The sequence below is a fragment of the Ilumatobacter nonamiensis YM16-303 genome, assembly GCF_000350145.1.
GTDB classification, from domain to species: domain Bacteria; phylum Actinomycetota; class Acidimicrobiia; order Acidimicrobiales; family Ilumatobacteraceae; genus Ilumatobacter_A; species Ilumatobacter_A nonamiensis.
The window spans coordinates 1-18,615 of record NZ_BAOL01000016.1 but is presented as its reverse complement, the minus strand read 5'-3'; the positions used below and the strand labels follow the sequence as shown (position 1 = coordinate 18,615).

The following is an 18,615-nucleotide window of genomic DNA, read 5'->3' as shown; positions in this document are numbered from 1 at the left end:
ATCCGGACGCCCACGGTCCCGATCCCACGAAATTTCCCCCGATGGGCCAGACCCGGCCGGGACCCCGGGACCCCGGGTGGTATGCGCTGGTCAGTTCCGGGTGGCGAGGGCGGATTCGGCGGCGGTGCGCATGGCGACGGTGTCGATGACGGCGTCGTCGCCGAGCCAGATCCGTTGTTGGAGAGCGGCCTGATGGACCAACATGCCGAGGCCGTCGACGGTCCGACACCCACGCTCGGCAGCGGCACGCAACCAGCGGGTTTCGAGCGGGTGGTAGACGAGATCGGCGACGACCTGACCGTCGTGGAGCCGCTCGGGCTCGCACGGTGAGCCGTCGTCGTCGCCCATGCCCACGCTCGTCGCGTTGACGACGATGTCGGCTCGGTCGAGGTCACTGATCACGCCAGGCGACGCGACCGGCACCAACGCCGCTGCCTGCTCGGCTTTGTCGGGGCTCCGGTTCAGCACCGTGATGTCATCCGAGCCGGCCTGGGCGAGCGCGACCACCAGTGACCGTGCCGCTCCCCCGGCGCCGATGATCGCCACCCGAGCGCCTGCTACGGACACCCCGGCGTCGGCGAGCGATGCGACGAATCCTGCCCCGTCGGTCGACGAGCCGACCAGGTCGTCACCGTCCCAGCTCACGGTGTTCACGGACTGCAGAGCCCGTGCTGCGGGATCGAGCCGATCGACCAGCTCCGCGACCGCCGCCTTGTGCGGCATCGTCACCGACAGCCCGGCGATCCCGAGCGTGCGCATCGCCGAGAGAGCCGAGGACGCCTCACCATCGGCGACGTCGAACGCCACGTACGACCAGTCGATTCCGGCCGCGTCGAACGCCGCCCGATGGATCGCCGGCGACAGACTGTGGGCAATCGGCGATCCGATGACCGCGGCCAACCGGCCGGTCATCAACCGAGGAGTCCGGCCGCCGCTGCGCGGTCGACGTTCGCCTGATGCTGCTCTCCGGTCGCCGCGAATGCGTGGGTGCCGTCCTCGTCCGCGAGCACGTAGTAGAAGTAGAAGCACTCGTCCGGCTGCGGCAGGTCGACACAGATCGGATCGCCAGGCGCCGGGTTCGGAGCCGGGTTCAGGGCAGCCTCGATCGATGCTCGACCGGGGCTGGCGATCGGCGTCTTCGGAAGACCTGGTAGCAGGTACGTGTTCCAGTCGCTCGGTATCTGGCGAACCTCGGAGAACGGCGTGTTCGGATCGAGTCCGAGCTGATTGCGCCCGTACAGCACCGCCGCGTCGATCTGCAGCGGGAAGGGGTTGTCGGGGTTGTTCGTGGTAACGCCTAGGCGATTGTGGATCACCCGCGAGATCTTGGCGCGGTCCTCGGGAACCTTCGCTTCCTTCTCGATCATCGAGGCGATCGTCAGGATCTCGTACGGCGTGCGCCCGAGGAGCGCTGCCTTCGACGTGATGTCCTCCTGGTTCGTGACCCGCTCCATCAGCGCGATCATCCGGTCGATCACCTGCGCCTCGCTCTCGGCGTTCGACACCTCGTAGGTGTCGGGGAACAACAAGCCCTCGAGCGACGACGCCCCACCGGCGGGCATCAACGTGGACGTGACCTCCGGATCGGCGGCGGCCTCCGCGAAGTCGTCGGCCGACGTGCGGTCGATCTCGGCCTCGAGGCGCCGACCGATCTGCGTGAGCGTGAAACCCTCGGGGAACGTGACGGAGCTGTAGGTCTGGCCGGGTGGGGTACGGAGTCGGCCGAGCACGTTGCCCATGTGGTCGTTCGGCCGGATCTCGTAGTAGCCCGGCGTGATCTCGAGGCCGCCGTTGCGGTCGACGTACTGCTCGAAAACGCCGGCATCGGAGATGAGGCCGTCGTCGACGAGGCGCTCGGCGAGCGAGTCGAACGTCTCGTTCTCGGCGACGGTGAAGCTCTGCACGGCACCCGGTTCACCTTCCGGGTTCAACTTCTGGACGTACCACCATCCGACGGCGCCGGCGATCACGATCATCACGATCGCGATGCACATCACCGCATACACACTCCACTTGGCAACCCGGGTCTGATGCCGCAGCCGTTCGACGCTTCCGGTCCGATCGGAGTTGTCCCACGGATCGGTTTCCCAGTCGAGGGCCGGATCGGAGTCGGGATCGACCTCGGCCTCGGGCAGCAACGGATCGAGCTCGGTGGTCATGACACGCCACCGTGTGCCCACGTGTTGCGGCGATGCTCGAGCCACGCCTGCAACATCACCGCGGCCGCCGCCTTGTCGACGACCTGACGACGCTGCTTCGCATCGAGGCCCACCTCGAGCATGTGTCGCTCGGCGGTCACCGTGGTGAACCGCTCGTCATACATCTCGATGGGCACCCCTACGACGCTAGCCATCTGCTCGGTCTCTTTGGTGGCAGCCTTCGCGGCAGGTCCGTGGGTGCCGTCGAGCGAGAGCGGCAGACCGACCACGACGACTTCGCACTCCTCCACGTTCACGAGCTTGGCGATCTCGGCGTGATCGTGACGCCGACTCTTGGAGCGGTGGACCGTGGTCAATGCCGAGGCGATGGTCCCGGAGATGTCCGAGACGGCGATTCCGATCCGCTTGGAGCCGAGGTCGACACCGAGCGCCCGCACACCGGGAACCCGAGCAGCACCGGACGGTTCAGGAGAACTGACCAACGGCTTGCGCGGCGATCTGCAGCGCCTCCTGGATGCCCGACGGATCCTTCCCGCCGGCCGTGGCGATGTCTCCCTTTCCGCCGCCTCCGCCGCCGACGGCTCTGGCTGCGTCCTTCAACAGCACCGACGCCGGCTGCTGTGCATCCTTCGGCACGGCCGCGACGAGCGCCACTCCTCCGGAGGGGGTCTCACCGACGAGCACGACGGTCTGAACCGTCGGCTGCTGGCGCACGGCGATCGCCAGGTCGCGGAGTTCACCCGGATCGAGTTGATCGACCTGGGTGACGACCACACCGTCGTTCGCGATCGCGGCCAGTTCCGTGGCCCGACCCATTGCGAGCTGCGCCCGGAGGGTCTTGATCTCCGCCTGCAACGACTTGATCTCGTCGAGCTTGCGCTGGACACCGCCGACCACGTCGTCGCTCTGCGCGCCGACGAGCGTCGCGACGTCACCGATCAGGGCCTCGTCGCGCTGGAGCAGCGCGACCGAACCCTCGCCGGTGAATGCTTCGATCCGGCGCAGGTTCGACCCGATCGAGGCCTCGCTGACGACCTTGACCATGCCGATGTCGCCCGTGGCCGCAACGTGCGTACCGCCACACAACTCGATCGTGTCGCCGGCTTCGAGCACCCTCACGATGTCGCCGTACTTGTCACCGAAGAACGCGATCGCTCCGAGCGATTCGGCTTCGTCCTTGGTCGTCTCGAAGATGCGCGTCGGCTGGCTGTTGAGCGTCTGGGCGTTCGCGAGTCGTTCGATCTCGGCGATCTGCTCGGGCGTCACGGCCTCGTAGTGCGAGAAGTCGAAGCGCAGGCGATCGGGCCCGACCCACGAGCCGGCCTGCTTGACGTGCTCGCCGAGCACCTCCCGCAGGGCGTGGTGGAGGAGATGGGTGCCGGTGTGGTTGCGACGGATCTTCTCGCGGCGCTCGTGGTCGATCGTCGCGGTCGCGGACTGGCCCGATGTGATCGTGCCGTCGGTGATCCTCACCGTGTGGCGCCGCAGGTTCGGAATCGCGTAGGTCGTGTCGAGCACCTCGGCGGTGCCGGTCTCGGTGACGATCGTCCCGGTGTCACCGATCTGACCACCGGATTCGGCATAGAACGGCGTTCGGTCGAGGAACACCTCGGCGCCGCCGTCGTCGGTCTCGTACACCGCGAGCACGCGGGCCTCGGCCGACTCCTCGGTGTAGCCGACGAACTCGGTGACCCCGAACTGATCGACGATCTCCCGGTAGCGACCGAGCGAGGCGTCATCGACGGAACCCTTCGCCGCCGCCTTCGCGCGGGTGCGCTGTTCGTCCATCGCGACGTTGAACCCGTCGAGGTCGACAGCGACGTCGCGCTCTGACGCGATCTCCTGCGTCAGTTCGAGCGGGAACCCGTACGTGTCGTGGAGCAGGAACGTCGTGGAACCCGACAGCGATGACGGATCGTCCTCCAACGCTGTGTCGAGGATCGACAGACCGTTCTTCAGGGTCTGACGAAAGCTCTCCTCCTCGCGGGTGATCACGCTGGTGATGAAGTCCTGGTTCTTGACCAGATCGGGATACGCATTGCCCATCACGCCGATCGCCGTCTCGGTGAGGCGCGGCATCACCAGTGACTCGGTGCCGAGCATGTACGCGAAGCGGACCGCTCGGCGGATGATCCGTCGCAGCACGTAGCCGCGCGCCTCGTTCGACGGGAACACCCCGTCGTTGACGAGCATCGACGACGAGCGGGCGTGCTCGGCCAACACCCGCAGCCCGAAGCTGTTCGGATCCTCGTAGTCGCCGACGAGGTACTTCTTGCCGGTGAGCGACTGGGCGACGTCGATCAGCGGCTGCATCAGGTCGGTCTCCCAGACGGAGTCGACGCCCTGCTTGAGCGCGAGGATCCGTTCGAGCCCGGCACCGGTGTCGATCGAGGGCCGTGGAAGAGGCGTCCGCGTGCCGTCCTTGGCCTGGTTGAACTGCATGAACACGAGGTTCCAGAACTCCATGAACCGGTCACCGAACGGGTCGCCCAGCGGCCCGCCGTCGGGACCGAATTCGGGTCCACGGTCGATGTGCAGTTCGCTGCACGGTCCGCAGGGGCCGGTGTCGCCCATCTGCCAGTAGTTGTCCTTGTCGCCCAGCCGCTGGATGCGATCCATCGGCACGCCGACCGACTCGTGCCAGATCGCCTCGGCCTCGTCGTCGGACTCGTGCACGGTGACCCAGATGCGGTCGCCGTCGAATCCCCAACCACCCGATGCAGGATCGCCGGTGACGAGTTCCCACGACCACGGGATCGCCTTCTCCTTGAAGTAGTCGCCGAAGCTGAAGTTGCCGAGCATCTCGAAGAACACGAGGTGCCGCTTGGTCCGGCCGACATCGTCCAGGTCGTTGTGCTTGCCGCCGGCTCGGGCGCACTTCTGCGACGCGACCGCACGGTTGTACGGAGCCTGCTCGTCACCGGTGAAGTACGACTTGAACGGCACCATTCCGGCCACGTTGAACATCACCGACGGATCGTGCGGGATCAGGCTCGCCGAGGGCACCACCGTGTGGCCCTTGTCCGCGAAAAACCCCGTGAACGAGTCACGGAGCTGATCAGCCGTCATCGAGTCAGTCGTCGCCATACGGCCGTGGATGCTATCCATCTCCGATCCGCGACGTCCGGTGAGATGTGAGACCGACACCACGCCCGAACTCTCACCGCGCCGACCGACTCCGGCGTTCCGGTGAGATGTGAGACGAACGGGTGGTCTCACATCTCACCGAGCGAGCTGGTAGAGAGTGGCCCGATGAGTGAGAATCCGGTGGTCCACGAGGACCTGCACGAGTGGATCAGCTTCGATGATCCCGACGAACACCGCACCTGGGTGTTCGATGCCACGTTCCTGCGCTCGAACTACCGGTGCATCTACGGATGTGGCTGCAAGGGCATCCTCGACCAGCCGACGCCCGAACTCGAACAGGGCTGCTGCAGTTACGGCGCCCACTTCGTCGACGCCGAGGATCTCGCCACGGTCGACACGTTCGTCAGCCGACTGCAGCCCGAGCACATGCAGTTCCACGCCGACATGGTGGAGCACGGCTACACGATGGCGGGCGAACTCGACGACGAAGGTGAACCGACGATCGTCAGCCGCCTCGTCGACGATGCGTGCATCTTCCTCAACCGGCCCGGCTTCGACGGTGGCGTGGGATGTGCGCTCCACATCGCGGCCGAAGCGGAGGGCGAGCGACCCCTCGACTGGAAGCCGCAGGTCTGCTGGCAGGTTCCGCTGCGATTGGAGCACTCCGAGGACGAATCCGGCCACGTCACCTCCCGACTCCGGGAGTGGAAGCGACGCGACTGGGGCGAGGGCGGCCAGGACTTCAGTTGGTGGTGTACCGAGACACCGGACGCGTTCGTCGGCGGCGAGCCCTACTACGTGTCCGCGCGCGACGAAATCAGCGAACTGGTGGGTTCACACATCTACGACCTCATGGTCGCCGTGTTCGAACGACCGACGGCGGTTCCGGTGCCGCATCCGGCACTTCGAGTCCGCGACTGATCAGTCGTCTCAGTCGTCGGCGTCGTCGTCTTCGTCGTCGTCGAACGTGACGCCGTACTTCGCTGCGAGCGCTGCGTACTCGTCGTCGTCATCGTCCTCGTCGTCATCGACGACGTCGGTCGATGAGTCACCGAACCCCAGATCAAAGGCCCCGGGGCCCGATTGCTTCAGTTTTCTCGCCTCTTCGAAACGGCGATGACGACCCTTCTTCACGACAGGGCTCCCTCACTGGACGGTTGACATGGAGACACGATTGTATCGGCGGGAGCAGGTAATTCGCGGGCGTGGAGAAGCAGTCGGTCGTGTGTCACGATGGCGCCATGTCGAGCGTCGCCGTCCTCAACCAGAAGGGTGGGGTCGGAAAGACCACGGTCACCCTCGGCCTTGCGTCGGCGGCGGGGGCCGCCGGACGGCGCCTGCTGGTGATCGACATGGACCCACAGGGATCGGCGAGTTGGGTGTTGGGTGTGGACTCCGATCCGGACGACGTCACCGTGGCGGACGTGCTCTCCGGCGCTCCGATCGTCGAGGCGATCCGTCCGGCCGACGGCGAGTCGGGATGGTCGGACGGAATCGATGTCATCCCCGCTGGTGACACCCTTCAAGGCTTCGAAGCCGGCGAAACCGGGCGGCTGGCCGCCGCATTCCGCGAGGGCCGCGACGTGCTCGACTCGTACGACGCGGTGCTGATCGATTGTCCGCCGTCGCTCGGCAATCTCACCACCAACGCGCTCACCGCGGCGCGGCATGCACTGTTGGTGGTCGAACCGTCGGCGCTCGGGCTGCGCGGCATCGGCGGAGTGGCCGATGCGATCGACGACGTGTGGGACGTGTCGAATCCCGACCTCGAACTCTCGGGTGTCGTGCTCAACCGCGTCCCGGCGATCTCGAACGAAGCCGAGCGACGAGTCGCGGAACTCCAACGGATCGTCGGCCGCGCGACGATCTGGAAGCCTCCGGTCCCGGCCCGGGTGATCCTCAACCAGGCCGTCGGCGAGCGACGGCCGGTCCACAGCTACGCCAGCCGCGCGAGCGACGCGATCGACGTGTTCGACAAGCTCTGGGCGAAACTTCGCCGCACCACCCGCCGGACCTGACGTCGTCGACGCCGGCGGTGCGGGTCAGACGGGCATCAGGGTGAGACGGCCCTGCGGGTCGAACGTGAGCCCGGCCTTTCCTGACACGAGGTCACGGATGCCCTGACCGAGCAGCTCCTCACGCCAGCCCGACGCCAACCTGGCATCGTCGTCGTCACGCAGGAGCGACACGATGTCCGCACGCGTCGCCAACATCGTCGTGTCGATCTTTTCGTCGCGCGCCATCTGCGACACCCACGCCGAGATCAGTGTGATCGCCGGTCGTAGATTGCGGTCGAGATCGTCGGTCGACTTCGGAGCGTCGGGCGGCGGAGCGTTCTTGCCACGCTCGACGGCGTCGAGGATCTCCTGTGCGATCCCACCCTTCGTGTGACGGTCGTCGATGCCTCGCGCCTGGCGCAGTTCCTTCAGCGTGGACGGGCCGCGCTGGGACGCTCCGAGAATCGCGAGGTCGGGCAGCACCTGGCGGACGGGAATGTCGACGCGCATCGCACGTTCTTCGCGCCACGCAGCGAGCGACTGGGCAATCGCCCGACCCTTCGGTCGCAGCGAACGCGCGTCCTTCAACCGGAGCCAGGAGTCGCTCGGATTCGCTCCACTCACCGGGCGGGTGCGGAGTTCCTCGCAGGCCTCCTCGGCCCAGCCGAGCCGACCCATCTCCTCGAGTTTCGCCACGAGCCGGTCGTGGACGTCGAGCAGATACTCCACGTCGGCCGCCGCGTACTGGCACTGGTTGTCGGTGAGCGGTCGGTGCAGCCAGTCGGTCAGCCGGTCGCCCTTGGCCGGGGTGATGCCGACCTCGCCCTGGAGCAACGACACGAGCGACGGGGTGCCGTATCCGACGAACCCACCGGCGATCTGGGTGTCGAACATGCGGTTCGGGACCGAACCGACGGCGTGCGTGAGGACGTCGAGGTCCTGTTGCGCGGCGTGGATCACGCACAGCGAATCGGTGTCGAACAGTCGACCGAACTCGGACACATCGAGTTCGAGCGGGTCGATGAGCACCAACTCCTGCTTGTCGTTGGTCCCTTCCGGCCACCAGGCGATCTGGATCAAGGCCAGCTTCGGGAAGTACGTGCGCTCGCGATGGAACTCGGTGTCGAGCGCGTAGCGCGGCATCTCGAGCAGCTCGTCGACGAGTTCGACGAGACCGTCCTGACTGTCGATCCAGCCGAAGTCGATGTGCGGTGGCCGTTGCTCAGCCATGGGTGTCTTCGGTGTCATCGGTGGCGATGTCGAATCCGGCATCGGCCCAGGCGAGCATCCCGCCGGCCACGTTCACCACCCGGTGACCCTCCCCTGCAGCGAACTCACACGCCCGGTAGCTGCGTCCGCCCGCCTTGCAGATCACGTACGTGGGGTCACCCGAGAACAGGTCGAGTCGCCCCGGAACGGTGGCGAGCACCACGTGTTGCGCGTGCGGGACCCGGCCGGCAGCCCATTCGTCGTCCTCACGCACGTCGATCAGTGTCACGTCGGGGCCGAGCGCATGCAGGTCGGCCACGGAGATCTCGTCAATTGCCACGGAGCACGACCCTACCGATCCGGTCGCTCACTTCGGGAGGTCGTCCGGTCGGTTGACATTGCGCAGCGCGGCCGCATCGACCGTGACCGTCGTGTGCGGGAGTTCGGCGATCACGCGATGCAGTGCCCGTTCTCCCGCCACGAACCGCTCACGCACGACGCCTCGCGCCGCCAGCGACCACAGGGCACACATCGGTTCCAACCGGTCGGTGGCCGCGGCCCAGACGCGACTGTGTCCGTCGCCCGCGGCCGCTTCGAGCATCGGCCACAGCGCATCGCTGGTGATGTCGACGAGGTCACACGACAGCACGAACGCTGCGTCGATGTTCCCGTCGGCCGCCAGATGATCGAGCGCCGACAGGACGCCTCCCACGGGCCCCTCACCCGGGTACTGGTCGGCAACCACGGGCGCGCGCAGGTCGGCGAGCTCGACCGGATCGCCGCCGACCAGGACGAGGGGGTCGGCCGAGACGCCCGCGAGCGCGTCGAGGACCCGATCGGCCATCGCTCGACCGTCGACGTCGATCGTCGCCTTGGTTCGCCCCATCCGCCGACTCGCCCCACCGGAGAGGACGACGCCGGCGACCTTCACGACTCCGCCGTACCCGACGGATCGAGTTGCAGCAGGAACTGGGCGCAGCGCTCGGCCTCGTCCATCTCGCCGATCTCGGCGGCCATCGCCCCGAGCCCACGCAGCGACCGCAGGAACCCACGATTCGTCGGCTCCGCCCAGCGCACGTACCCGGAACCTCGCCAGCCGCTCGCCCGCAAGGTGTCGAGGCCGCGGTGATATCCGACCCGATACGCCGCGTAGCGCTCGATGGTGTCGCGGCCCAGGTCTCCCAGCTCGGCCCAACCGGCCAGGAACCGAGGCGACGCCGCCACGACCGCAGAGACCGCGGTGCGTCGCTCCTCACCGGTGAGGGCGAGGGCCGCCGCGAGTCGTTCGGCATCGGCGGGGGCGGGCGCGGGCAGCACCGTCGTTGGGATGCCGCTGGAGAACTGGATCGGTTGGTCGCTCACGGCGTCAGCGTACGCTGCGCACGTGCTCGCCATCACGCTGTCGGAGGCCCGAACGATCGCCATCGGGCTGGTCGTGGTGTTCGCCGTCGCCGCGGTACTCGGCTTCTGGATCCTGAAGTCGATCTTCCAGAAGCTGCTGATGGTCGGCGTGCTGGCATTGTTCGGGTTCGCGGTGTGGACACAGCGCGCGTCGCTGCAGGACTGTGCCGACAAGGTGATGGCCGCGTACGAGTTCGACGGTGTGAACCCCACGATCATCGACACCGACTGCTCGTTCTTCGGGACCACGATCACGATCTCCGACCCACGCGACTCCCCCGACGAGAACACCGACGCGCCCGTCACCACCGAAGCGTCCCCGTGAACCTGGTGCGCCTGACCGCCGGCAAGGCGGTCGCGAACACAGCGCTGCGTTGGGTGCCGCCCTTCCTCCCGGTGCTCGAGAAGGCCTTCGGAGCCACCACGGGACAGATGACGACGATCCTCGGCATCGGCGAGATGTCCGGGCTCTCCACGATCGCGGTCGGCAGCCGCCTCGACCGCGGCCGAGAGCGTGCCGTCATGTCGCTCGCACTCCTTGCGATCGCCGTGTCGTCGCTGGTGTCACTCGTGGGCACCACCTTCACGTTCGCGATCGGCTTCGTCCTGGTCGTGCTCGGCGTCGCGAACTGCACGGTCGCCGGCCACGCCTACATCAGCCACCGCGTCGCCTACGCGGAACGCGCGCGTTCGATCGGCTTGTACGAGACGTCGTGGGCGTTGGCACTGCTCGTCGGCGCGCCGATCATCGCGGTGCTGATCTCGCTGTTCGGCTGGCGCGGCCCGTACGTCGTACTCGCCCTCGCCGCGACGGGAATGGCGGCGGTGATCTGGCGCTCCGCGGAGAGCAGCCGGCCGCTTCCCGATCCATCCGATCCGATCCCGACCCCGGGCTGGCGGTCGATCACCCGGCGGGCGTGGTTCGTGATCGGCGGATCGGCGATGCTCGCGATGGCCGGTCTGTCGGTGTTCGCGATTTCGGGTGCGTGGCTGGACGACGCGTTCGGCGTGTCGACCGGCGGGCTCGGCGCCGTTGCGATGGGGTTCGGCGCGATCGAGTTGCTCGCCTCGACCGGCTCGGCGGGTTTCGCCGACCGCTTCGGCAAGTTCCGCAGCACCATGACCGGGATCGCGCTGGTCATGGTCGGCCAGACCGTCATGGCGATCGCTGACGAGACGCTCTGGATCGGCGTCGTCGGGATCCTGATCTTCCTGTGCGGATTCGAGTTCGCGATCGTGACCTCGTTCTCCCTCGTCACCGAAGCGATGCCCGGAGCCCGCGGCACCACCATCGCGATGTCGAACGGGGTCGGAACGGTGGCCCGCGGGTCGGGCACGATCGCCGGAGGATTGCTGTTCGGCGCCTACGGGGTCGAGGGCACCCTCGCGCTGTCGGCGGTCGCGGCCACGCTCGCCGCCACCGCCCTCGTGATCAGTCGACGCGGACGAGTCTGAGCACGTCGGTCGCAACCGAACGCTGCCCGCGATGCGGATCGGCACCCGGGCCACTCGGCGCGCCGGCCAGGACGACGACGGTGTCACCGTGGTCGATCGCCTCGCTCTCGAGCGCGGTTTCCACGGCGAACCACACCATCTCGTCGGTCGAGGAGTACATGTCGACCGCGATCGGCTCCACGCCCCACGACAGGCACATCGTGCGGACCATCTTCGGATCGGGCGACAAGCCGATCATCCGAGCCGCCGGACGGAACCGCGCCATCGCCCGTGCGGTCCGGCCACTGCGCGTACAGCACAGGATCGCCGCGACATCGGCATCGACAGCGGCCTCGGACGCGGCGTGTGACAGCGCCATCGTGATCCGCTCCTCGACCGGGATCGTCCCGTCGAAGTCGCGTTGCAGCCGCCGCAACTTCTCCGCCCACTGCCGGTAGCTCGCTTCGGATTCGGCACGGCTGGCGACGGTCGCCATCGTGCGCACGACCCCCACCGGATCGCGCCCGATCGCCGTCTCGCCGGAGAGCATCACCGCATCGGTCCCGTCGAACACGGCGTTGGCCACGTCGCTCACCTCGGCCCGCGTCGGTGACGGTGCCGTGATCATCGACTCCAGCATCTGCGTGGCCGTGATCACCGGCTTCGCCGCGGCGACACAGTCCCGCACGATGCGCTTCTGGAGGTGCGGGACATCCTCGATCGGGCAGTCGAGTCCGAGGTCTCCGCGGGCGACCATCACCGCGTCGGACGCAGCGATGATGTCCTCGAGGTCGTCGAGGGCGGCGCGGGTCTCGATCTTCGACACGAGCTGCGCCCGCTTTCCGACGACCGCACGAACTCGATCGATGTCGTCCGACCCGCACACGAACGACACCGCGATGAACTCGACTCCGGCCTCGGCCATCGTCTCCGCGAGAACGAGATCGTCGGCGGTCGGCGTTTCGAGGCGGGCCACGGTCGATGACAGGTGGACGCCCGGCTGACCGTTCGCTCGGCCGCCCGTGTCGATCCGCGCGCTCACCGCAGCCGGCCCCACCGCGACCACCGTCATCGAGAGCGCGCCGTCGCCCAACTGCACCCTGGCGCCCGGTTCGAGCGCCTCGATGAGGTCATCGTGCTGCACCTGGATCGTGGTGGCGTCGCTCGGACCGTCACCGGGAACGAGGTTGACGAGACTTCCACCTTCGAGCATCACCCCGCCGTCGGGAAAGAGTCCCGAGCGGATCTTCGGACCGGGCAGATCGGCGAGCACGGCGACCTCTCGGCCGACGGCATCGGCGGCGTCGCGAACACGGGCGAGCTTGACGAGATGGTCCTCGACATCGCCGTGGCTCAGGTTGAGACGAACGACGTCGATCCCCGCCTCGATGAGCTGTTCGAGCATTTCCGGGGAATCACTCGCTGGGCCGATGGTGGCCACGATCTTCGTTCGACGGGTCATGTCTGCTTGTCTATCGGTAGATGGAACTGTTGTTGATCAGACACGCCCTGCCGATACGACGCGAGTTGGTCGACGGAATTGCGGACCCGGAGTTGTCGACGGAAGGGCACGAGCAGGCTCGTCATCTCGGCCAGTATCTCGCATCCGAGCCGCTCGACGCGGTGTACGCCAGTTCGTTAACCCGCGCGCAACAAACCGCGGAACCGGTGGTCGCCGACCGTGGGCTGAACCTGGTGATCGAACCGGACGTCGCCGAGTACGACAAGGACAGCCCGGAGTACGTGCCGGTCGAGGAACTGAAGGCCGCGAACGACCCCCGGTGGCAGGCGATGCTCGACGGGACGTGGCAGGACGAGGCAGAGGATCCCACCGCCTTCAACGAGCGCACCGTCGGGGCGATCGAACGGATCATCGACGGGCACCGGGGCGGACGCGTCGCCGTGGTGTGCCACGGCGGCGTCATCAACGCCTATCTCTCCAGGGTTCTCGGACTCGACGCCGATTCGCGCGGGTTCTTCTACCCCAACTACACCTCGATCCATCGAATCGCCGCGGCCTCCACCGGAGAACGTTCGATCGTGACGATCAACGAGACGAGCCACCTCCGCGGCACCGGGTTGCCGATGGGGCTGTTCCAACGAGGCTGACATGACTGCAGACCACCCCCCGACCGACGACTCCGTCCTCGACGACCTCCGCGGCTACCTCGATCGATCGCCGTCGCCATGGCACGCGGTGACTTCGACGCTCGAACGCCTCGACGGGTTCGCTGTGCTCGACGAGCAACAGCCGTGGGATGACATCCCGGCTCGCGGCTGTGTGGTCCGTGACGGCGCGCTCATCGCCTGGTCGATCCCGGATTCCGCCACACCCTCGACCGGGTTCCGTCTCGCCGGCGCCCACACCGACTCCCCCTGCCTGCGGGTCAAACCGCGGCCGGACGCCGGACTGTCCGGCTGGAAACAGCTCGGCGTCGAGGTCTACGGCGGAATTCTCAACAACACATGGCTCGACCGCGACCTGGGGGTCGCCGGGCGCATCGTCACGAACGGTGGCGAACACGTCGACTTCGTCAGCGATGGCCCGATTGCCCGCGTTCCGCAGCTCGCCGTCCACCTCGACCGCGGCGTCAACGATCAGGGCCTGGTCCTCGATCGCCAGATGCATCTCACTCCGGTGTGGGGAATCGGTCCGGCGCAGGCCGGCGAGTTCGCGGAGTGGCTGGCTGACGCGGCGGGCGTCGACGACGGCATCGCGTGGTGGGACCTGTGCCTCCACGACGTCCAACCGTCCGCAGTCCTCGGTGTGGACGCATCGATGCTCACCTCGGCGCGCCTCGACAATCAGTTGTCGTGCTGGGCGGCGACCAGGGCGCTGTCGAGTGCGGAGCCCGACGAGCACATCGCGCTGATCGTCTTGAACGATCACGAAGAGGTCGGTTCTTCGAGCACCACCGGCGCCCAGGGCCCGTTCCTCGAAACGGTGCTGGAGCGACTGGTCGAATCGCGCGGTGGTTCGCGCAGCGACCTCCACCGAGCCCGCGCGGCGTCTGCGTGCATCTCCGCCGACAACGCCCACGCCGTCCATCCGAACTATCTCGACCGACACGAGCCCGAACACAGCCCGATCATCAACTCCGGCCCGGCGATCAAGGTCAACTCGAACCAGCGCTACGCGACGTCGGCAACCACGGCAGCGCTGTTCCAGAACGCCTGCGAGACGGCCGGAGTGCCGTGGCAGGTGTTCGTCTCCCGCAACAACATGCCCTGCGGCTCGACGATCGGGCCGATCACGGCGACCCGTCTGGGCATCGAGACGGTGGATGTCGGGGTCCCGCAGCTGTCGATGCACTCGGCCCGCGAACTGTGCGGGACCGAGGATCCCCTCCACCTGGCCGCCGCGCTCGGGGTCTTCTTCGGGTAGTCGGGTGTCGGCGGCGAACCTGAGTCTCCTCGACCGCAGGGCGCGGACGGCAATCGACGTGGGTCTGGTTCAGCTGATCCGTTCCTGAGCCAGGTCGTACAGCCGCTGGATCTCGGTGCGCAGCTCCGTCGTGGTGGCATTGAGCTGCTCACGGTTCGCGCGGCCGCGATCGTTCGTCTCGACGCTGATCGGCTCGCCCACGATCACGTGCACCTTGTGCGGGTAGACGAACTTCGCTCCGCGCGGCATCGCGCGGTCCGATCCGGCGATCCCCACCGGCACGATCGGAACACCGGCCTTCGACGCGAGGAACGCGGCTCCGTCCATCAGCGGGAACACCTCGGGGCCATCCTTGCGCTCGCCCTCCGGGAAGAGGACGACCGGCTGACCGGTCGCGAGGGCGTCGAGACAGCGTCGCAGCGCCTCGCGGTCGATCGAACCACGATGCACCGGGATGGCGCCCATCGCGGTGAAGAGCTTGCCGACCCAGGGGTACTTCCACATCGAGTCCTTGCCGAGATAGCGCAGTCGACGCATCTGGACCCACGACGAGATGGGTGTGTCGATGTAGCTCCGGTGGATCGGAGCGAGGATGAACGCCCCATCGGGAAGATTCTCCTTCCCCTCGACCGTGCCGCGCGTGTAGATCCGGAGGCTGTTGCTGACGAGCTGGCGGCCGAAGCCGTAGAGCAGGCGGTTCCAGCGGGTGTCACGTCCTGGCTTCGTGACGTAGCGCCCCGACGTGGATGCGCTCACCGCAGCATCCCCGTGATCTCCGCGACGACGTCGTCGATCGACATCCCGGTCGTGTCGACCACTCGCGATCCCGTCGCCTCCATGAGCGGGCTGTCGGCGCGCGAGGAATCGTGGCGGTCGCGTTCGATGATCGACGCCTCGACCTCGTCCACGTCGCCGCCGGTCTCGGCGACGCGGCGTTCGGCACGGACCCGTGGGGACGCGGTCACGAACAGTTTGAGGTCGGCGTCGGGAAAGACGACGGATCCGATGTCACGCCCCTCGACGACGCCGCCGCCATGGGCGTCGACCCAGTCACGTTGGCGCCGGACGAGCTCGGCGCGCACGGCACTGTTCGCGGCGACTGCGCTGACCGCTCCGGTGACCTCGCGACCACGAATCTCGACCGTCGCGCTCTCACCGTCGACCATCACCTGCGTGCGGCCATCCTCGTCGTAGACGTCGAGGTCGATCGTCGCCGCGACCTCGGCGACGTCGGCTTCGTGGTACGGGTCGACGCCCCGCCGGAGCACGGCATGGGTGACCGCCCGGTACATGGCGCCGGTGTCGAGGTAACCGACGCCGAGTTCGGCGGCAACCGCTCGACCGACCGTCGACTTGCCCGCTCCCGCCGGCCCGTCGATCGCGATCACCGTCGAGGTCCGATGCTGTTGTGCGCTCGTCGTCGGCTCGGTCACCAGGACACCCCGAGCGGCCGACCCTCGTCGTAGCCCGCCGCGCCCTGCACACCCACCACGGCACGCTGCTGGAACTCCCGGATCGACGCGGCGCCCGCGTACGTGCACGACGAACGGAGTCCGGCGACGATCTGATCGATGATGTCCTCGACGCCTGGCCGTTCCGGGTCGAGGTACATGCGCGAGGTACTGATTCCTTCCTCGAACAGCTCCTTGCGGGCGCGTTCGAACTCGGACTCGGACCGGGTGCGGTTCTTGACGGCTCGATTCGAGGCCATCCCGAAGCTCTCCTTGTAGAGCTGCCCGTCCGTGTCGGTGCGCGAGTCGGCGGCTGACTCGAACGTCCCCGCCAACCACGAACCGATCATGACGTTGGCGGCGCCGCCGGCCAGCGACAGCGCCACGTCGCGCGGGAACCGGACTCCCCCGTCGGCCCAGATGTGTTTGCCCGATCCTGCCGCCTCGGCGGCGCACTCCAGCACCGCCGAGAACTGCGGACGCCCGACGCCCGTCATCATCCGCGTCGTGCACATCGCACCTGGTCCGACGCCGACCTTCACGATGTCGGCACCGGCTTCGATCATGTGGCGTGTGCCCTCGGCGGTGACCACGTTGCCGGCGACGATCGTCGCGTCACCGACGACTGCCCGGACCGCCTCGATCGCCTGGAGAGTGCGCGTCTGATGACCGTGTGCGGTGTCGATCACCAAGACGTCGGCGCCCATCGACCGCAGCTCCGACGCCCGTCCGGCCGGGTCGCCGTTGATCCCCACGGCCACGCCCAGCATCAACCGTCCGTCGGTGTCGACAGCCGGTTGATAGATCGTCGAGCGCAGCGCCCCCTTGCGGGTGAGGACGCCGAGCAGCCGCTCGTCCGAGTCGACGACCGGCGCGACGTGCAATCGCCGCTCCCCCAACTCGGCGTGGGCGGCGGCCGGGTCGACGTCCGGGGCGAGGATGTGCACGTTCGACGACATCACGTTGCGCAACTGCGTGAAGCGATCGAAGCCCTCGGCGTCCTTCTCGACGAAGACCCCCACGGGACGCCCGCCGTCGACCACGACGACCGCGCCGTGCGCCCGCTTGTTGATCAGCGACAACGCGTCGCCGATCGTGTCGTCGGGTGACAGCGTGATCGGTGTCTCGAAGACCGGATGACACGCCTTCACGCTCTGGATCACCCGCTCGACGACGTCGACCGGGATGTCCTGCGGCAGGATCGCGATGCCTCCACGCCGGGCGACGGTCTCGGCCATCCGGCGACCCGCCACGGCCGTCATGTTCGACACGACGAGCGGAATCGTGGTGCCGATCCCGTCGGGCGTCGCGAGGTCGACGTCCATCCGCGAGGCCACGTCGGACAGGCTGGGAACCATGAAGACGTCGTTGAACGTCAGGTCGTGGTCGGGGTCGGGATGCAGCATGCGCATGAGGGCGCCGATGATATTCGCTTCTACGCTGTTGCCCGTGGAAACTCCGGACACCGAACCTGCCGACACCGTCATCCTGGTCCACGGCTGGGGCGGATCGTTCGAGGCGACGTGGCAACGCAACGGTTTCACCGCGCTCCTCGAGGACGGCGGCAAGGAGGTCGTTGGCGTCGACCTCCTGGGTCACGGCACCGCCCCCAAGCCACACGACCCCGCGGAGTACGCCGACCTCACGACCCGCGTCATCGACGCGCTCCCCGACCGGCCGGTGTGTGCGATCGGGTTCTCACTCGGAGCACTGACGTTGCTGCGAACCGCGATCCAGCACCCGGAGCGATTCGATCGACTCGTGCTCGCCGGAATCGGGCGGAACGTCTTCGAGCCCGATCACTCGGGATCCACGGCGATCGTCGATGGTCTCCGTGCGCTCATCGACGGTGCCGATGCCGCATCGCTCGGACAGATTCCGCGGCTCTTCGCGCAGTACGCGGAGCAGCCCGGCAACGACGTCGAGGCACTCCTGGCCGTCATGGAACGCCCGGCCGGATTCGAGATCGACGCCGCGGGGATCTCCGGCGTGACCTGCCCGGTGATGATCGTCGTCGGCGAGAACGACTTCGTGTACCCGGCCGACGATCTCGCGGCCGCGTTCCCGAACGGCCAACTCGTCACGCTCTCCCGAACCGATCACTTCGCGACCACCGAATCGTTCGGGTTCTACGACGCCGCGCTCGAGTTCGTCGGCGCGCTCCCGTGACCCGTCGCCTCGTTCGCGACGGAGTCGAACGAGCGGCCGACGTGATCCGCGCCGGCGGCCTCGTGGCGATGCCGACCGAGACGGTGTACGGCTTGGCCGCCGACGCCACGGATCCCGCCGCGATCGAGCGGATCTTCGCGGTCAAGGGCCGGCCCACCGACCATCCGCTGATCGTCCACCTCGCCGACCCCGAAGACCTCGACGACTGGGCACCCGCCGCCCCGGACCCCGCCCGGAAGCTCGCCGCCGCGGGGTGGCCCGGTCCGTTGACGCTGATCGTTCCCCGCTGCGACCGGTTGCCCGCGGCCGTGGCGGGCGGGCGC

At 67.8% G+C, this 18,615-nt stretch carries 21 protein-coding genes; 8 read left to right on the top strand and 13 right to left on the bottom strand.

Annotation, left to right across the window (positions count from 1 at the left end; all coding sequences use genetic code 11):
* Positions 1–90: 90 nt before the first annotated feature.
* Genes ON45_RS02615 through alaS form a run of 4 tightly spaced genes read right to left on the bottom strand, consistent with a single transcriptional unit; the run spans position 91 to position 5,246 of the window.
* Positions 91–912, bottom strand: a complete 822-nt coding sequence (locus tag ON45_RS02615) for a shikimate dehydrogenase (protein ID WP_040491683.1) — start codon at positions 910–912, stop codon at positions 91–93.
* Positions 912–2,159, bottom strand: coding sequence for an endolytic transglycosylase MltG (gene mltG / locus ON45_RS02610; protein WP_040491681.1), 1,248 nt, complete (start codon positions 2,157–2,159; stop codon positions 912–914). Before mltG ends, ON45_RS02615 begins: the two co-directional genes overlap by 1 nt.
* Positions 2,156–2,596, bottom strand: a complete 441-nt coding sequence (gene ruvX, locus ON45_RS02605) for a Holliday junction resolvase RuvX (protein WP_040491679.1) — start codon at positions 2,594–2,596, stop codon at positions 2,156–2,158. The genes mltG and ruvX overlap by 4 nt, the downstream gene beginning before the upstream one ends.
* 28 nt (positions 2,597–2,624) lie before the next feature.
* Complete coding sequence (gene alaS, locus ON45_RS02600) at positions 2,625–5,246, bottom strand: alanine--tRNA ligase (protein ID WP_051062332.1); 2,622 nt, start codon at positions 5,244–5,246, stop codon at positions 2,625–2,627.
* Between the two features lie 165 nt (positions 5,247–5,411).
* Between alaS and ON45_RS02595 the strand changes: the two genes are divergently transcribed.
* On the top strand, positions 5,412–6,167 hold the full coding sequence (locus ON45_RS02595) for a DUF3109 family protein (RefSeq protein ID WP_051062331.1): 756 nt from the start codon (positions 5,412–5,414) through the stop codon (positions 6,165–6,167).
* Positions 6,168–6,176: 9 nt separating this feature from the next.
* Here the strand turns inward: ON45_RS02595 and ON45_RS02590 are convergent, their stop codons facing one another.
* Positions 6,177–6,380 carry a hypothetical protein gene (locus ON45_RS02590; protein ID WP_040491677.1) on the bottom strand — a complete coding sequence of 68 codons (204 nt, stop codon included), beginning with the start codon at positions 6,378–6,380 and terminating at the stop codon, positions 6,177–6,179.
* 107 nt (positions 6,381–6,487) lie between these two features.
* Between ON45_RS02590 and ON45_RS02585 the strand changes: the two genes are divergently transcribed.
* A complete protein-coding gene (locus ON45_RS02585) occupies positions 6,488–7,264 on the top strand; it encodes a ParA family protein (RefSeq protein WP_040491695.1) in 777 nt (258 codons plus the stop codon).
* Between the two features lie 24 nt (positions 7,265–7,288).
* Here the strand turns inward: ON45_RS02585 and ON45_RS02580 are convergent, their stop codons facing one another.
* From ON45_RS02580 to ON45_RS02565, 4 genes are read right to left on the bottom strand one after another with little or no spacing between them, the layout of a single operon-like run.
* Positions 7,289–8,473, bottom strand: coding sequence for a ribonuclease D (locus ON45_RS02580; protein WP_040491675.1), 1,185 nt, complete (start codon positions 8,471–8,473; stop codon positions 7,289–7,291).
* Complete coding sequence (locus tag ON45_RS02575) at positions 8,466–8,792, bottom strand: rhodanese-like domain-containing protein (RefSeq protein WP_241432136.1); 327 nt, start codon at positions 8,790–8,792, stop codon at positions 8,466–8,468. The genes ON45_RS02580 and ON45_RS02575 overlap by 8 nt, the downstream gene beginning before the upstream one ends.
* 27 nt (positions 8,793–8,819) lie before the next feature.
* Positions 8,820–9,383, bottom strand: a complete 564-nt coding sequence (gene mobA, locus ON45_RS20945; RefSeq protein WP_051062329.1) for a molybdenum cofactor guanylyltransferase — start codon at positions 9,381–9,383, stop codon at positions 8,820–8,822.
* The gene (locus tag ON45_RS02565) at positions 9,380–9,814 is read right to left on the bottom strand and encodes a DUF3151 family protein (protein WP_085946494.1); all 435 of its coding nucleotides are present in this window, start codon (positions 9,812–9,814) and stop codon (positions 9,380–9,382) included. The genes mobA and ON45_RS02565 overlap by 4 nt, the downstream gene beginning before the upstream one ends.
* A 22-nt stretch (positions 9,815–9,836) precedes the next feature.
* Between ON45_RS02565 and ON45_RS22915 the strand changes: the two genes are divergently transcribed.
* On the top strand, positions 9,837–10,178 hold the full coding sequence (locus ON45_RS22915; protein ID WP_040491673.1) for a hypothetical protein: 342 nt from the start codon (positions 9,837–9,839) through the stop codon (positions 10,176–10,178).
* A complete protein-coding gene (locus tag ON45_RS02555) occupies positions 10,175–11,308 on the top strand; it encodes an MFS transporter (protein ID WP_040491672.1) in 1,134 nt (377 codons plus the stop codon). The genes ON45_RS22915 and ON45_RS02555 overlap by 4 nt, the downstream gene beginning before the upstream one ends.
* Here the strand turns inward: ON45_RS02555 and pyk are convergent.
* A complete protein-coding gene (gene pyk, locus ON45_RS02550) occupies positions 11,286–12,749 on the bottom strand; it encodes a pyruvate kinase (RefSeq protein WP_051062327.1) in 1,464 nt (487 codons plus the stop codon). The genes ON45_RS02555 and pyk overlap by 23 nt on opposite strands.
* Before the next feature lie 20 nt (positions 12,750–12,769).
* On the opposite strand from pyk, the gene ON45_RS02545 reads away from it, so the two are divergent.
* Positions 12,770–13,396, top strand: coding sequence for a histidine phosphatase family protein (locus ON45_RS02545; RefSeq protein WP_040491670.1), 627 nt, complete (start codon positions 12,770–12,772; stop codon positions 13,394–13,396).
* 1 nt (position 13,397) lies between these two features.
* Complete coding sequence (locus ON45_RS02540) at positions 13,398–14,672, top strand: M18 family aminopeptidase (RefSeq protein WP_040491668.1); 1,275 nt, start codon at positions 13,398–13,400, stop codon at positions 14,670–14,672.
* Between the two features lie 69 nt (positions 14,673–14,741).
* Here ON45_RS02540 and ON45_RS20940 read toward each other — a convergent pair whose 3' ends face one another.
* From ON45_RS20940 to ON45_RS02525, 3 genes are read right to left on the bottom strand one after another with little or no spacing between them, the layout of a single operon-like run.
* Entirely contained in the window at positions 14,742–15,428 is a 687-nt protein-coding gene (locus ON45_RS20940; protein WP_051062326.1) for a lysophospholipid acyltransferase family protein, read from the bottom strand.
* Entirely contained in the window at positions 15,425–16,105 is a 681-nt protein-coding gene (gene cmk / locus ON45_RS02530) for a (d)CMP kinase (RefSeq protein WP_051062325.1), read from the bottom strand. The genes ON45_RS20940 and cmk overlap by 4 nt, the downstream gene beginning before the upstream one ends.
* The gene (locus ON45_RS02525; RefSeq protein ID WP_040491667.1) at positions 16,102–17,535 is read right to left on the bottom strand and encodes a GuaB1 family IMP dehydrogenase-related protein; all 1,434 of its coding nucleotides are present in this window, start codon (positions 17,533–17,535) and stop codon (positions 16,102–16,104) included. The genes cmk and ON45_RS02525 overlap by 4 nt, the downstream gene beginning before the upstream one ends.
* A gap of 37 nt (positions 17,536–17,572) precedes the next feature.
* Here ON45_RS02525 and ON45_RS02520 point away from each other — a divergent pair, with 37 nt between their 5' ends.
* Both ON45_RS02520 and ON45_RS02515 read left to right on the top strand, forming a co-directional pair.
* Positions 17,573–18,292 (top strand): alpha/beta fold hydrolase, encoded by a 720-nt coding sequence (locus ON45_RS02520; protein WP_051062324.1) that lies wholly within the window; start codon positions 17,573–17,575, stop codon positions 18,290–18,292.
* The coding region (locus ON45_RS02515; RefSeq protein WP_040491665.1) for an L-threonylcarbamoyladenylate synthase at positions 18,289–18,615 on the top strand (327 nt) is incomplete at its 3' end. The genes ON45_RS02520 and ON45_RS02515, both read left to right, overlap by 4 nt.

What these genes read in the sequence shown, in the direction of transcription:
- ON45_RS02615 (WP_040491683.1), bottom strand. Translation starts at nt 912, where the DNA reads ATGACCGGCCGGTTGGCCGCGGTCATCGGATCGCCGATTGCCCACAGT.
- mltG (WP_040491681.1), bottom strand. Translation starts at nt 2,159, where the DNA reads ATGACCACCGAGCTCGATCCGTTGCTGCCCGAGGCCGAGGTCGATCCC.
- alaS (WP_051062332.1), bottom strand. Translation starts at nt 5,246, where the DNA reads ATGGCGACGACTGACTCGATGACGGCTGATCAGCTCCGTGACTCGTTC.
- ON45_RS02595 (WP_051062331.1), top strand. Translation starts at nt 5,412, where the DNA reads ATGAGTGAGAATCCGGTGGTCCACGAGGACCTGCACGAGTGGATCAGC.
- ON45_RS02585 (WP_040491695.1), top strand. Translation starts at nt 6,488, where the DNA reads ATGTCGAGCGTCGCCGTCCTCAACCAGAAGGGTGGGGTCGGAAAGACC.
- ON45_RS02580 (WP_040491675.1), bottom strand. Translation starts at nt 8,473, where the DNA reads ATGGCTGAGCAACGGCCACCGCACATCGACTTCGGCTGGATCGACAGT.
- pyk (WP_051062327.1), bottom strand. Translation starts at nt 12,749, where the DNA reads ATGACCCGTCGAACGAAGATCGTGGCCACCATCGGCCCAGCGAGTGAT.
- ON45_RS02545 (WP_040491670.1), top strand. Translation starts at nt 12,770, where the DNA reads ATGGAACTGTTGTTGATCAGACACGCCCTGCCGATACGACGCGAGTTG.
- ON45_RS02540 (WP_040491668.1), top strand. Translation starts at nt 13,398, where the DNA reads ATGACTGCAGACCACCCCCCGACCGACGACTCCGTCCTCGACGACCTC.
- ON45_RS02525 (WP_040491667.1), bottom strand. Translation starts at nt 17,535, where the DNA reads ATGCGCATGCTGCATCCCGACCCCGACCACGACCTGACGTTCAACGAC.